The sequence below is a fragment of the uncultured Sphingomonas sp. genome, from assembly GCF_937859915.1.
Lineage (GTDB): Bacteria > Pseudomonadota > Alphaproteobacteria > Sphingomonadales > Sphingomonadaceae > Solisphingomonas.
The window spans coordinates 1-13,473 of record NZ_CALMAW010000079.1; the positions used below are offsets into that span (position 1 = coordinate 1).

Genomic DNA, 13,473 nt, shown 5'->3' on the forward strand with positions numbered 1-13,473 from the left:
GTGCCAGCACCACCTCGCTGTCGCGCAGCGCGCTTTCGCTCTCGGCCAGCCGCGCTGCGAGCGCCGGCCGTGCGGCCTCGCCGTCGGCCACGCGCAGCGTCAGCGCCTCCGCCTCCGACCCGAGCCGCGCGATCGCGGCGGCGGCATCCTCCGCCAATGCCCCTTCGCGCGCGCGATCCTTGTCGAGCGTGTCGCGCAGCCGGGCGAGATCGGAGATCCGCCGCTGCACCGCCGCCAGCGCGGCGCGCTGCGTCTCGAGCCGATGCCCGACGCCGGAGAGGTCCTAGCGTGCCGCCTGCGCCGCAGCACGCGCCGCCGCGAGCCGCTGGGTGGCCTCGCCGACCAGGCCATTGGCACGCTGCAGCTGACCGGCAGTCTCGGCGACGCGCGTCTCGCAGGCCTCGGCCTGACGCTTGGCGGCCTGCGCGGCCGCTGCAGCGTCGCGCCAGCGTGCATAGATCAGCCGGCCCTCGGCGATGCGGATCTCGCCCGAGAGCAGCCGATAGCGTTCCGCCGCGCGCGCCTGCCGCCGCAGCGCCCCGGCGCGCGCCTCCATGTCGCCGAGCAGCGCGTCGAGCCGCTCGAGATTGGCCTCGGTCGCGCGCAGCTTCTGCTCGGCATCCTTGCGGCGGACGTGGAGCCCGGCGATCCCCGCCGCCTCCTCGAGCATCGCGCGGCGATCGGTCGGGCGCGCGGCGATGATCGCGCCGATCCGCCCCTGGCTGACCAGCGCCGGCGAATGCGCGCCGGTCGCGGCATCGGCGAACAGCAGCGCGACATCCTTCTGCCGCACGTCGCGCCCGTCGATCCGGTAGGCGGAGCCCGCGCCGCGTTCGATCCGTCGCACGATCTCGGCTTCGTCCGCGCCCTCGGTGCCGGCGCGGTCGAGCAGCATCGAGACCTCGGCGAAGTCGCGCGCGGGACGGGCGGCGGTGCCCGCGAAGATCACGTCCTCCATGCCGCCGCCGCGGAGCGACTTGGCCGAGCCCTCGCCCATCACCCAGCGGATCGCCTCCAGCAGGTTGGACTTGCCGCAGCCATTGGGGCCGACGATTCCCGTCAGCCCCGGCTCGATCAGCAGCTCCGCGGGATCGACGAAGCTCTTGAAGCCGGCGAGCTTGAGCCGCCTGATCCGCATCGCGCGCCCCGGCCCCGTCTCGGCGTCACGCGCCGGCGGCGGTGAGCTGCGCCTTGAGCTGCGGCCATTCCAGGTTGGTCACGACGTCGCCATTGTTGATCGTGAAGCTCGGCGTTCCCTCGATCCGGCCGCTGTCCTTCTGCAGCCGCGCGCTGATCGCCTCGACCGCCTTGGGATCGGCGAGACAGGCCTGCGCCTTGGCCGCCGGCACGCCGCGCTGGCCGACGAACTGGGTATAGCCGAGCTGCTCGGCCCACATCTGCGCCTGCTGATTGGGCGTCTTGCCGGTCAGCGACTGCTGAAAGCTCGGCGGCAGCGTCTCGAACTTGGGCAGGACGTTGACCTGATCGGCAAACATGCTCTCGAGCAGCGGGAAGAAGCTCGCGGCGCCATTGCACTGACCGAGCAAGATCGCGGCGAGATCGGGCGCGTGTATCGGGAAATCGCGGAATTCATAGCTGAGCTTGCCGGTATCGACCATCTTCTTGAGGTCCGGCATCGCCTCCTTCGCGAAGGCGCCGCAATGCGGGCAGGTGCGCGAGCCCCATTCGACCAGCGTCACCGGGGCCGCGGGGCTGCCCATGCGGAAGCCGCCCTCGGGGGTCTGGACGACCTGCTCGGTCCAGCCGCCGGCGGGCGCCGGGCCGACCGGACCGGATGCAGCGGCCGTCGTGCCGGTCGGCGTGGCGGTGCCGGTGTCGGCCTGCTTGTGGCACGCGGCGAGCGCGAGCGTGGCGGCGGCGATCAGCGGAACGGCGAGGCGGGCGGAAAGGGTCATTGTACGCGATACTCCTGTGATCATGCCTTGAGCGCGGTTTGGATCAGCGGCTCGAGCTGCGACCAGACATAGACGTCCTTAAGATTGGCGTCGTTGAGGTAGAAGCTCGGCGTGCCGTCGATCTTGCGGACGTTCCAGGCGTCGTTGGTGCTGCGCTCGAGCGCCTGCTGCATCGGCTTGTTCTGCTGGCAGCCGCCGAGCGCCGCCGCGGTCACGCCGTGCTTGGCGACCAGCGCACCGATGCCGACGCCGTTGAGCATCGTCACCACGGCGACATCCTTGTGCGCGCCCTGCAGATCGGCGCTGTGCGCATTGACCCAGTCGATCGTCTTGGGTTCCCAGTCCGACTGCGCGCCCATCACATCTTCGAGCGTCGCGAAATAGCGCGTCGGTGCCGCGCAGCGCACGCTCTTCGCGACGACGAGATCGATCGCGTCGCGCAGCGCGGTGCGGACCTCGAAGCTGACCTGTCCGCCACGGACGTATTTGTCGAGGATCTGCGGATAGGCCTCCTTCGAGAAGGCGGCGCAATGCGGGCAGGTCGTCGAGAAATATTCGACCAGTCTGACCTTGGCCTGCGGGTTGCCGACGCGGACGCCGCCATCGGCGGTCGGTCCGACGACCTGCGTCCAGTCGACCGCGGCCGGGTGTGCGGCGGCCGGATGATGGACGGCGGCGACCGCCGGTCCGGCAAGCGCGGTGGCGAGGGCAAGCAAGGCGATACGAACGGGACTCATTCGGAAGTCTCCGGAAGGCGCGGCGCGCCGGTGGTGAAGGACAGACCGTGCGCGAGCGAGGTCAACACCGCGCGCAGTTCGGGATCGGCAATCGTGCGCAAACCATCACCGAATTCGACTGGCTTGAGCGACGGGGGCGCCGCAGGCTTGGGCTTCTCGCGCGGCTGCGCGGCGCCCTGCCGGATCTGGACTCGCGCGACCGCCGGATAGCCGAAGAAACGGTTGACGCGCTCGATCAGTGTCGGGGCGACATGCTGCATCATCGTCGCATGCGCGCCCTCGACCGACAGCGTCAGCACGCCGTCGGATCGCTTGCCGGTCGGGAACCGGATCGATTCGGGCGAGCAGACCCCGGCATAGCGCGTGCCGACGATCTCGGGCCAGCGGCTGACCACCGCGGACTGGACGAAGCCGAAGCGGCGGAACGCCGCGCCGCCGACATCGGGCAGGATCTCGGAAACCGCGCGTACGCGTCCCTGGCGCGGCACCTCGACGGGCGGCTTCGCCTTGGCGCGCGGCTTGGCGGCCTTGGGCCGCGCCGGTATGTCCGAACCTTCCGTCATCCGTCTCCCCATGCCATAGCCGGGCCATGCCCGTCGATACGCGCGTCGCCGCTTCCGAAGATGCCGCCCGCCTCCTGCTCGCATGGTACGACGCGCATGCCCGCGCGCTGCCCTGGCGCACGCCGCCGGGCGACCCGACGCCGCCCGATCCGTACCGCGTCTGGCTGAGCGAGATCATGCTTCAGCAGACGACGGTGGCCGCGGTCGGGCCCTATTTCGCCGCCTTCACGAAGCGCTGGCCGAGCGTCGCCGCGCTCGCCGCTGCCGACGAAGCCGAGCTGATGGCCGCCTGGGCCGGGCTCGGCTATTACGCCCGCGCGCGCAACCTGATCGCCTGCGCGCGCGCCGTCGTCGACCAGCACGGCGGCCGCTTTCCCGACACGGAGGCGGGTCTGCGCACGCTGCCGGGCCTCGGGGCGTACACCGCAGCGGCAGTCGCCGCGATCGCGTTCGGACGGCGGGCGGTGGTCGTCGACGCCAATGTCGAGCGCGTGACGACGCGGCTGTTCGCGCTGACCGAGCCGCTGCCCGCGGCGCGCCCCCGCATCCGTGCGCTTGCGGACACGATCACGCCCGACGATCGCGCCGGCGATTTCGCCCAGGCGATGATGGACCTCGGCTCGTCGATCTGCACGACGCGCCGGCCGCGCTGTCTGCTCTGCCCGCTCGCGGCCGACTGCCTGGCGCGCGCCGAGGGCGATCCCGAACTCTATCCGGTCAAGCCTGCCAAGAAGGCCAAGCCGCATCGCCGCGGGCTCGCCTATTGGCTCGAGGTCGAAGGCGCGGTGCTGCTCGTCCGGCGCCCCGACAAGGGGCTGCTCGGCGGCATGCGTGCGCTGCCCGGCGGCGGGTGGGGGGAGATCGCCGAGGCCGCCCCACCGGCGCAAGCCACCTGGCGACCGATCGGCACGGTCGAGCATGTCTTCACCCATTTCTCGCTATCGCTCGACGTGATGGCCGCCGACCTCCCCACCCGCCCCGCGACCGATGTTCCGGACTCACTCTGGTGGCCGGTCGCGGACATCGAGCAGGCGGGACTTCCCACGCTCTACGCCCGCGCCGCAGCGCTCGGCCGCGCCTTCACCCGAGAGGTCCTCCCGCTATGACGTCCGCCCTGACGACCGCTCCCGGCTTCACCGGCTCGTTGCTCGACCGCGTCGACGCCGCGCGCCACGACGCCGCGCTGGTCGCCGCGATGCGGGTCGACGCCCAGGCGCTGCTGCTCTGCCTCGACGAGCTGCGCCCATCGGTCGGCGCCGACGGCGGGCTCGGCTGGACCGCGCTCGACACCGTCGCGAACGACGTGCCGCTGGCACTGCTCGGCCGGCTCGACGACCGGCCGCGATTCGTCGCGCTCACGCCCGGGGTCTCGGCGCTGCGCCGCTCGCCCGAGCTGTTCGCCGCAATCACGACGCTGTCGCCTGCCGAGGCCGGCACCTATGCGACCGCGCGCAGCCTTGTCGACTGGCATGCGCGTCACGGTTTCTGCCCCAATTGCGGTCATGCGACCGACCTGTTCCGCGCCGGCTGGGGCCGGATCTGCCCGAGTTGCGGCGCCGAGCATTTCCCGCGGGTCGATCCGGTCGTGATCATGCTCGCCCAGCACGGCGAAGGCGCGCACGCGCGCGTCCTCGTCGGTCGCCAGCCGGGGTTTCCGGCGGGGCGCTATTCGGCGCTGGCCGGCTTTCTCGAGCCCGGCGAATCGGTCGAGGCGGCGGTTGCGCGCGAGCTGCACGAAGAGGCGGGGATCCGCGTCCATTCGGTGCGCTATCTCGCCTCCCAGCCCTGGCCCTTCCCCTCGCAGCTGATGATCGCCTGCGTCGCGCTGACCGACGACGACGCACTGGTCGTCGACCATAGCGAGCTCGAGGAGGCGAAATGGGTGACCCGCGACGAGGTCGCCGCAGCCCTCGCCGGCGATCCCGCCGCCCCGTTCCTGCCGCCTCCCGCTTATGCGATCGCGCACACGCTCTTCACCCGCTGGCTGGCGGAGGGATGAACAACGTCTCGTCATGCCGGACTTGATCCGGCATCCAGAGTTCCAGAGGGCGTCGCCAGAAGCCCTGGATCCCGGATCAGGTCCGGGATGACAGAAAATCTACCCCGCGCCCCGCTCACGCGCCTGCGGATAGGTGCCGAGGATGCGCACCCAACGCGAGTGGAAGGCGAGTTCCTCGAGCGCGCGGCGGACGCCGGTGTCCTCGGGATGCCCCTCGATATCGGCGTAGAATTCGGTCGCGCGGAACGCGCCGCCGCGCTGATAGCTCTCGAGCTTGGTCATGTTGACGCCGTTGGTGGCAAAGCCGCCCATCGCCTTGAACAGGGCGGCGGGCACGTTCTTCACCGCGAACATCAGCGTCGTCATATAGGGGCCAGGATCGAGCTCGGCGGGGGCGGCGAGCGCCAGCACGACGAAACGCGTGGTGTTGTCGACCTCGTCGGCGATGCCCTCGACCAGCACCGGCAGGCCGTAGATCTCGGCGGCGAGCCTGGGCGCGAGCGCCGCGATCCGTGGCGGCGCGCCCATTTCGACGACGGCGGCGGCGGCGGCGGCGGTATCCGCATAGGGGATCGCGCGGATCCGCTTGTCGCGCAGCCAGAAGCGGCACTGGCCGAGCGCCTGCGGATGGCTCATCGCCTCCTCGACCGCCTCGACCGGGCCGCTGCCGAGCAGGCAGTGGCGGATCGGCAGGAAATGCTCGCCGGTGATCACCAGCCCGCTCTCGGGCAGCAGGAAGTGCATGTCGGCGACGCGGCCGTGCAGCGAATTCTCGATCGGGATCAGCGCGCAGTCGGCGCGACCTTCGCGCACGGCGTCGATCGCGTCCTCGAAACCGAAACAGGGCAGCGGCAGCGCGTCCGGAAACGCCTCGCCGAGCGCGATATGGCTGTTGGCGCCGGGCGCGCCCTGGAAGGCGACGGCGCGCTCGGGAGCGGCGGCGGCGGCGGCCACCATCCGGTCGACGAGGAGGGCGGCGGGGGCGGGGTAGGTCTGCATGACGCGCTGCGCCTACGCGCACCCGCGGTATCGCCGCAAGCGCGCTTGCGGGATCGGCTTGGCGAATCTATGGGTTGGCCGCAAATAACGCCGCGTCACGCGAGCGAGATAGCAATAGGGAGTGCGGCGGCGCATGGTCGATCGGAACGAGGATCCCCATTGGGAAGAGGGAAGCCGGGTTTCCGGAGGCGTCAAGGACCGCACCAACACGATCGCTGGCTGGGTGCTCGCCGCCGGTATCGCCGCGCTCGGCCTCTCGGTCGTCACCGGTGAATATTTCCGCTCCGAACGCCCCGAGAAGATGGGCTATACCGTCGAGGGCGTCGAGGCGGATGCCAGCGCCGGCGGCGGCGAGGCCGCGGAACAGCCCGCCGCTTTCTATCTCGCCAAGGCCGACCCGCAGAAGGGCGCCGACGTCTTCAAGAAATGCGGCGCCTGCCATTCCGACCAGAAGGGCGGACCGAACATGATCGGGCCGCAGCTGTGGGGCGTGGTCGGGCGGCCGGTCGCGACCGAGGCGGGCTTCTCCTATTCGGATGCGCTCAAGGCCCACACCGGCCCGTGGACGTTCGACGAGCTGTTCCAGTGGCTGAAGAGCCCCAAGGCCTATGCCGCGGGCACCAAGATGACCTTCGCGGGCCTCTCCAAGCCCGAGGATCGCGCCAATGTGATCGCCTATCTCAACAGCGAGAGCGACAAGCCCGAGCCGCTGCCGACCGCACCCGCCGCCGGTGCCGCCGCCGCGGCGGGCACCGACGCCTCGGCCAAGGCCGGCCCGAACACCACCGGCGAAGGCGCCAAGAAGCAGCCGGTGATCACCGAAGGCCAGGCCGCGGCGAACCCCAAGGGCAGCGTCGGCGGCAATGGCGCGCCGAGCGTGACGGGCACCGAGGCGCAGACGAAGAAATAGGCATCCGAAAATCCTCCCCGAGCTTGCTTGGGGAGGATGATTACCCCTCGACCCCATACCAATCGAGCACGATCGCCCAGGCCTCGTCCGCGGTCTCGACATAGCGGAACAGCGTCAGGTCCTGCGGATTGACCACACCGTGGTCGGCGAGCGCCTTCCAATTGACCACCGTGTCCCAAAATTCGCGGCCGAACAGCAGGATCGGCAGCGGCGCGATCTTGCCGGTCTGGATCAGGGTCAGCAGCTCGAAGAATTCGTCGAACGTGCCGAACCCGCCGGGGAACACCGCGACCGCGCGCGCATGCAGCAGGAAGTGCATCTTGCGCAGCGCGAAATAGTGAAAGCGCAGCGACAGCCGCGGGGTGACGTAGGGGTTGGGCGCCTGCTCATGGGGCAGCACGATGTTGAGCCCGATCGTCTCGGCGCCGACGTCGGCGGCACCGCGATTGGCCGCTTCCATGATCGAAGGCCCGCCGCCCGAGCACACGACGAATTGGCGCTTGCCGTCCTCGTCGGGGCAGACGCCGCTCGCGAGCCGGGCGAGTTCGCGCGCGATCTCGTAATATTTCGAGTTGGCGGCGAGATTTGCGGCGATCCGCTTCTGCTCGGGGGTCTTGGCCGCGTCGAGCACGAGCGGCGCGCGCTCGGGCGACGGGATCCGGGCCGAGCCATAGAAGACGAAGGTCGAGGCGATGTTCGCCTCCTCGAGCGTCAGCTGCGTCTTGAGCAGCTCGAGCTGGAAGCGGACGGGCCGCAGATCCTCGCGCAGCAGGAACTCGTCGTCCTGGAAGGCGAGCCGATAGGCGGGATCCTCGGTCTGCGGCGTCGCCACCGCGTCGCGCGCGGTCTTCGCCTCGGTGCTGGCATCGGCGAAGATGCGCTTGGGGACGCCGGCCTTCTCGCCGGCCGGGATGCGTGTCTTGTCGGTCATCATTGGGCGACTAGACGCGCAATGTGACGCTGGGAAGTGTCAGCCCCGTGCCCCGGGCGAAAGCCGGGATCCAGGCCCCACTTCTCCGGTCTAGCGCCGCGTCCGCCAAGAACTGCGGCCTGGACGCCGGCTTTCGCCGGGGAACCGACAGGCTTATTTGCAATAGACGCCCGGTCCCATGTCGAAATGCAGGTGATTGCGGTGGAGCGCATTGGCGTCGGGGCCGAGCACGACATGGAAGCGGCGACACCCCGCGTCGTGCACCGCGCGCAGGAAGTTGCGGGCATATTCGTCCGGGCCGTTCCAGTCGTCGAGCACCGTGATCCGCCGTCCGTCGGCGAGCACGAAGCCCGATATGTCGACCGCATCTGAAAGCCCGTGTTCGGACAGCTTGTTGCCCTCAACATTGTTGATCGGGCGGCAGCTGTAGGTGCCGAAGCTCTCGATCTTGACCACCGGCGACGACAGCCAGGCCGCCGCGGCCTTCTGCGCGGCATCGCGCGTCCAGCGGGTGAAGGCATCGGCGAGCGGGCAGGTCATCGCGCCGAGATTGGTGGTCGGCATGCCGATGTCGGTGAGCTGGACGGTGCCGATCGCCGAGCAGCCGCCACCGAAGACTCGGTCCGGCAGTTGATTGTAGCGCGCGCCGTCCGAGGTCAGCTGCGCGAGGCATAGGCGGTGCGCCGCGCTGATGTCGTAGGTCGGTGGCGCGGGCTGCGCCGTATAGCGCGGCGCCGATCGCGGCGGCGTCCGCCGCGCGGGCTGATGACCCTTCGGCACACAGGACATCGTGATCAGCGCCGTTACACCGGCGACCAAGGCGACACGCAGACGACGCACGGCAACTCTCCCCGATACGCCCGCCTACCATCCGCTGCCCGCCCGCACCATAACGCCTACGGAACGCTCGCCGCGCCCACGCGTCTGGCTGGCGAAACCCACGGAAGGAACGGACATGATCGGCAGCCTGATCGGTGCACTCATCGGCGAAGACATCGCCGAGTCGGACGGCGACAGCGGTGCGGTCGGCGCACTGCTCGGCGTCGCGACGGTCGCGGTCGCCAAGAAGATCATCCCGCTGGCGCTGCTCGGCGTCGGCCTGATGGTCGCCAAACATTATTATGACAAGGCGACCGCACCGAGCGCGGAATGATATGATCTCTTGATCCTGGTCTCGCCCGGGATCGAGAGCTCCATGCGTCGATGTTTGGACTCTCGGTGCCGGATCACATCCGGCATGACGAATCAGGCGGACGACCGCCTGGCGGTCAACGCGACGCCAAGCCTGATTGACACCCCCGCCGACGCGACTAAAGCCGTCGGCGGGCCACGCCGCCCCAACGCGGCGCGTGCTCTCTGTGAGGAGAGACTGACATGACTGACACGTTGCGACCCGACGCCACCCGTGCGTCCACCGATCGGCCCGCCACCAAGCCGGCCCGCCCCTTCTTCAGTTCCGGCCCCTGCGCCAAGCCGCCCGGCTGGGATGCCGCGTCGCTGCCGCACGCCTCGCTCGGCCGCTCGCACCGCTCCAAGCTCGGCAAGAGCCGGCTGGCGCATGCGATCGACTTGACGCGCAAAATCCTCCAGGTCCCCGACACGCACCGCATCGGCATCGTCCCGGGCTCCGACACCGGCGCGGTCGAGATGGCGATGTGGACGATGCTGGGCGCCCGCCCCGTCACCACCGTCGCCTGGGAGAGCTTCGGCGAAGGCTGGGTGACCGATGCGGTCAAGCAGCTCAAGATCGACCCGACGGTCGTCAAGGCGCCCTATGGCGAACTGCCCGACATGGCCGCGATCGACCAGGACCAAGACGTCGTCTTCACCTGGAACGGCACCACCTCGGGCGTCCGCGTCCCCGATGGCGACTGGATCAGGGACGACCGCGAGGGCCTGCTGATCTGCGACGCGACCTCGGCCTGCTTCGCGCAGGACGTGCCGATCGACAAGCTCGATGTCGTCACCTTCTCCTGGCAGAAGGCGCTCGGCGGCGAGGGCGCGCACGGCGTGATCATCCTGTCTCCTCGCGCGGTCGAGCGGCTCGAGAGCTACACGCCGTCGTGGCCGATCCCGAAGGTGTTCCGCCTCACCGCCAAGGGCAAGCTCAGCGAAGGCATCTTCAAGGGCGAGACGATCAACACGCCCTCGATGCTGTGCGTCGAGGACTATATCTGGGCGCTCGAATGGGCGCTGACGCATGGCGGGCTCTCGGGCTTGATCAAGCGCGCCGACGAGAATGCCGCAGCACTCGACGCGATCGTGCAGTCGCGCGACTGGCTGGCGCATCTGGCGGCCGACCCGGCCTCGCGCTCGAACACCAGCGTCTGCCTCAAGTTCGCGGGCGATGCCGTCGCCGGGCTCGACGACGACGGGCTGACCGCGATCGAGAAGGCGATGGTCTCGAAGCTCGAGGCGGAGGACGCCGCCTTCGATCTCGGCTCCTACCGCGACGCGCCCCCGGGCCTGCGGATCTGGTGCGGCGCGACCGTCGACACCGCCGACATCGAGGCGCTCGGCCCCTGGCTCGACTGGGCCTTCGCGCAGGCGCGCGCGGCGTAACCTCACCTATCCGTCGTCCCGGCGAAAGCCGGGACCCATGGATACGTCACCGCTCCGACCAGACACGACACCGCCGTCTATGGGTCCCGGCTTCCGCCGGGACGACGGTAGAAGCGAAAGCACCAAAACCATGCCCAAAGTCCTCATTTCCGACAAGATGGACCCGCAAGCCGCCAAGATCTTCCGCGAGCGCGGGGTCGAGGTCGACGAGATCACCGGCAAGACCAAGGACGAGCTGATCGCCATCATCGGCGACTATGACGGCCTCGCCATCCGCTCGGCGACCAAGGTCACCAAGGACGTGCTCGCCGCGGCCAAGAACCTCAAGGTCGTCGGCCGCGCCGGCATCGGCGTCGACAATGTCGACATCCCCTCGGCATCGGCGGCGGGCGTCGTCGTGATGAACACGCCGTTCGGCAATTCGATCACCACCGCCGAGCACGCCATCGCGCTGATGTTCGCGCTCGCCCGCCAGCTTCCCGAGGCCGACGCTTCGACGCAGGCCGGCAAGTGGGAGAAGAACCGCTTCATGGGCGTCGAGCTGACGCAGAAGACGCTCGGGCTGATCGGCGCCGGAAACATCGGCTCGATCGTCGCCGACCGCGCGCTGGGGCTCAAGATGAAGGTGATCGCCTATGATCCCTTCCTCACCCCCGAGCGTGCTAAAGATATCGGCATCGAAAAGGTCGAGCTCGATGCCCTCCTCGCCCGCGCCGACTTCATCACGCTGCACACCCCGCTCACCGACCAGACCCGCAACATCCTGTCCGCCGAGAATCTCGCCAAGACCAAGAAGGGCGTGCGGATCATCAATTGCGCGCGCGGCGGCCTGATCGACGAGGCGGCGCTCAAGGCCGGGCTCGACAGCGGCCACATCGGCGGCGCCGCGCTCGACGTGTTCGTCGAGGAGCCGGCGAGCGCCTCGTCCTTGTTCGGTACGCCCAATTTCATCTCGACGCCGCATCTCGGCGCGTCGACCACCGAGGCGCAGGTCAACGTCGCGATCCAGGTCGCTGAGCAGATGGCGGACTTTTTGATGTCGGGCGGCGTCACCAATGCGCTCAACATGCCGAGCCTGTCGGCCGAGGAAGCGCCCAAGCTCAAGCCGTACATGGCGCTCGCCGAAAAGCTCGGCAGCCTGATCGGCCAGCTCGAGCGCGACGCGATCAAGGGCGTGTCGATCGAGGTCGAGGGCGCCGCCGCCGAGCTCAACCAGAAGCCGATCACCGGCGCGGTGCTCGCCGGCCTGATGCGCGTCTATTCGGACACGGTGAACATGGTCAACGCGCCGACGCTCGCCAAGGAGCGCGGGCTCGACGTGCGCGAGGTGCGCCACGACCGCGAGGGCGACTATCAGACGCTGCTCCGCGTGACGGTCAAGACCGACGCCGGCGAGCGGTCGGTGGCGGGCACGCTGTTCGGCAGCGCCTCGCCGCGGCTGGTCGAGATGTTCGGGATCAAGGTCGAGGCCGATCTAGCCGGCGCGATGCTCTATATCGTCAACGAGGACGCGCCGGGCTTCATCGGCCGGCTCGGCACGACGCTGGGCGAGGCGGGGGTCAATATCGGCACGTTCCACCTGGGGCGGCGCGATGCCGGCGGCGAAGCAGTGCTGCTGCTCTCGGTCGACGGCGCGGTCGACGAGCCGCTGCTGTGGCAGGTGTGCCGTCTGCCGGGCGTGAAGACGGTCAAGGCGCTGACGTTCTGATGTGATTGGGGCGGGCGGCGGCGCTATTCCGGCGCCGCGGCCCGCTTACGGCGGAGCATCAATTCCATCTCGTGGATGATCTGCCGCCCGGTCTTCCTGCCGCCAGTCGCCCCTTCCGGGTCCGACTCGAACAGCGGCCGCATCTGGTCGGACATCTCGCGCATTTTCGCGTAGCGCTCTTCGCCGAGCTTGCCGCGCAGATTGGCGAGGCTGTCGTTGAGGCCTTGGAAGGCGGTATCGATGCTGCGATCCGGGAAATAGCCTGTACGATCCTTGAACGTCGGAGCATTCAGCATCATCCAGCCAAGTTTTTCGCTTAGCTCGCCTATCGTTTGCGCGATATACGGCTTGTAAGGGCGTCTCATAAATATCCTGCAACGGTGCGGAATAGTGGTGACGTCATTTCAGCGCCGGCCGCCTGCGACGTAACATCATTTCCATTTCGTAGATGATCTTGCAGCCCTCCTTCGCCCCTCCCGTCTTACTGTCGGGATCGGACTCAAAGAGCGAGCGCATTTGGTCGGACATCTGCCGCATCTTTTCGTAGCGCTCATCGCCGAGCTTGCTGCGCAGATTGGAAAGGCTCTCGTTGAAACCTTTGAACGTGATGTCCAGATCGCGGTCGGGGAAATAGCCTGAAGGATCCTTGAAGGTTGGTGCATTCAACATCATCCAGCCGAGTTTGTCGTTCAGCTCGCCGATCGTTTGGCAGATATAGGGTTTATAAGGACGCATGGTTATTTCCCCGGGCGTTTGATGATATAGCTGCTGTCGACGCCAAGCTGTCGTGGCCTAATGATCACAACAGCCCTAGGATGGAAGTCGCTACTGAAGAACCGGCGAACCTGTGGCGTTGTCAGTTTTTTCGCAGTCAGCGTGATATCGAATGCCACATCGTCGACCCGCGCGTCCGGTATCGAATAAGAAAGATCATCGCCGGATGAATCATATTCGCGGCCATTCACACGAACTGCCTGCCCGGTAGGAACGGAGAGGCTTCGCACGGTCAAGACGTCTCTAAAGTCGGACTTCACGGCCCGGTCGATGTAATTCCCGATCGCCATCCGCTCCGTTGGCGCAGGCGGCAATCTGCCCGCGTCTGCCGCTGCGAGAGCGTTGTTATATTCTATATCGGCCCGGTCCTGCAG

14 protein-coding genes and 2 pseudogenes are annotated in these 13,473 nt (G+C 68.5%); 6 read left to right on the forward strand and 10 right to left on the reverse strand.

The window, feature by feature from the left end:
• The 4 genes and pseudogenes from Q0326_RS10135 to Q0326_RS10150 form a co-directional block, all read right to left on the reverse strand.
• Positions 1–1,138: pseudogene (locus Q0326_RS10135) on the reverse strand (AAA family ATPase); the annotation flags it as partial.
• A gap of 25 nt (positions 1,139–1,163) precedes the next feature.
• Entirely contained in the window at positions 1,164–1,916 is a 753-nt protein-coding gene (locus Q0326_RS10140) for a thioredoxin domain-containing protein (RefSeq protein WP_298689785.1), read from the reverse strand.
• Positions 1,917–1,936: 20 nt separating this feature from the next.
• Entirely contained in the window at positions 1,937–2,653 is a 717-nt protein-coding gene (locus tag Q0326_RS10145; protein ID WP_298689786.1) for a thioredoxin domain-containing protein, read from the reverse strand.
• Positions 2,650–3,216: a DUF721 domain-containing protein gene (locus tag Q0326_RS10150; protein WP_298689787.1), complete on the reverse strand. Its 567-nt coding sequence runs from the start codon at positions 3,214–3,216 to the stop codon at positions 2,650–2,652. Before Q0326_RS10150 ends, Q0326_RS10145 begins: the two co-directional genes overlap by 4 nt.
• 26 nt (positions 3,217–3,242) lie before the next feature.
• On the opposite strand from Q0326_RS10150, the gene Q0326_RS10155 reads away from it, so the two are divergent.
• Positions 3,243–4,322, forward strand: coding sequence for an A/G-specific adenine glycosylase (locus tag Q0326_RS10155; RefSeq protein WP_298689788.1), 1,080 nt, complete (start codon positions 3,243–3,245; stop codon positions 4,320–4,322).
• On the forward strand, positions 4,319–5,215 hold the full coding sequence (gene nudC / locus Q0326_RS10160) for an NAD(+) diphosphatase (protein ID WP_298689789.1): 897 nt from the start codon (positions 4,319–4,321) through the stop codon (positions 5,213–5,215). Before Q0326_RS10155 ends, nudC begins: the two co-directional genes overlap by 4 nt.
• Before the next feature lie 99 nt (positions 5,216–5,314).
• On the opposite strand, the gene Q0326_RS10165 is transcribed toward nudC, so the two are convergent.
• Positions 5,315–6,214, reverse strand: coding sequence for a prephenate dehydratase (locus Q0326_RS10165; RefSeq protein ID WP_298689790.1), 900 nt, complete (start codon positions 6,212–6,214; stop codon positions 5,315–5,317).
• Positions 6,215–6,347: 133 nt separating this feature from the next.
• On the opposite strand from Q0326_RS10165, the gene Q0326_RS10170 reads away from it, so the two are divergent.
• Complete coding sequence (locus Q0326_RS10170; protein ID WP_298689791.1) at positions 6,348–7,124, forward strand: cytochrome c family protein; 777 nt, start codon at positions 6,348–6,350, stop codon at positions 7,122–7,124.
• 40 nt (positions 7,125–7,164) lie between these two features.
• On the opposite strand, the gene Q0326_RS10175 is transcribed toward Q0326_RS10170, so the two are convergent.
• Entirely contained in the window at positions 7,165–8,055 is an 891-nt protein-coding gene (locus tag Q0326_RS10175; RefSeq protein WP_298689792.1) for an LOG family protein, read from the reverse strand.
• Between the two features lie 153 nt (positions 8,056–8,208).
• On the reverse strand, positions 8,209–8,895 hold the full coding sequence (locus tag Q0326_RS10180; RefSeq protein WP_298689793.1) for an extensin family protein: 687 nt from the start codon (positions 8,893–8,895) through the stop codon (positions 8,209–8,211).
• Positions 8,896–9,010: 115 nt separating this feature from the next.
• Here Q0326_RS10180 and Q0326_RS10185 point away from each other — a divergent pair, with 115 nt between their 5' ends.
• The 3 genes from Q0326_RS10185 to serA all read left to right on the forward strand — a co-directional run bounded on the left by Q0326_RS10185 (position 9,011) and on the right by serA (position 12,325).
• The gene (locus Q0326_RS10185) at positions 9,011–9,208 is read left to right on the forward strand and encodes a hypothetical protein (protein ID WP_298689794.1); all 198 of its coding nucleotides are present in this window, start codon (positions 9,011–9,013) and stop codon (positions 9,206–9,208) included.
• Positions 9,209–9,429: 221 nt separating this feature from the next.
• Entirely contained in the window at positions 9,430–10,617 is a 1,188-nt protein-coding gene (locus tag Q0326_RS10190) for a phosphoserine transaminase (RefSeq protein WP_298689795.1), read from the forward strand.
• A 130-nt stretch (positions 10,618–10,747) separates the two neighbouring features.
• Complete coding sequence (serA, locus tag Q0326_RS10195; RefSeq protein WP_298689796.1) at positions 10,748–12,325, forward strand: phosphoglycerate dehydrogenase; 1,578 nt, start codon at positions 10,748–10,750, stop codon at positions 12,323–12,325.
• A 23-nt stretch (positions 12,326–12,348) separates the two neighbouring features.
• On the opposite strand, the gene Q0326_RS10200 is transcribed toward serA, so the two are convergent.
• The 3 genes and pseudogenes from Q0326_RS10200 to Q0326_RS10210 form a co-directional block, all read right to left on the reverse strand.
• A complete protein-coding gene (locus Q0326_RS10200) occupies positions 12,349–12,690 on the reverse strand; it encodes a hypothetical protein (RefSeq protein WP_298689797.1) in 342 nt (113 codons plus the stop codon).
• Positions 12,691–12,724: 34 nt separating this feature from the next.
• Positions 12,725–13,060, reverse strand: a complete 336-nt coding sequence (locus Q0326_RS10205) for a hypothetical protein (RefSeq protein ID WP_298689798.1) — start codon at positions 13,058–13,060, stop codon at positions 12,725–12,727.
• 2 nt (positions 13,061–13,062) lie between these two features.
• Positions 13,063–13,473: pseudogene (locus tag Q0326_RS10210) on the reverse strand (hypothetical protein); the annotation flags it as partial.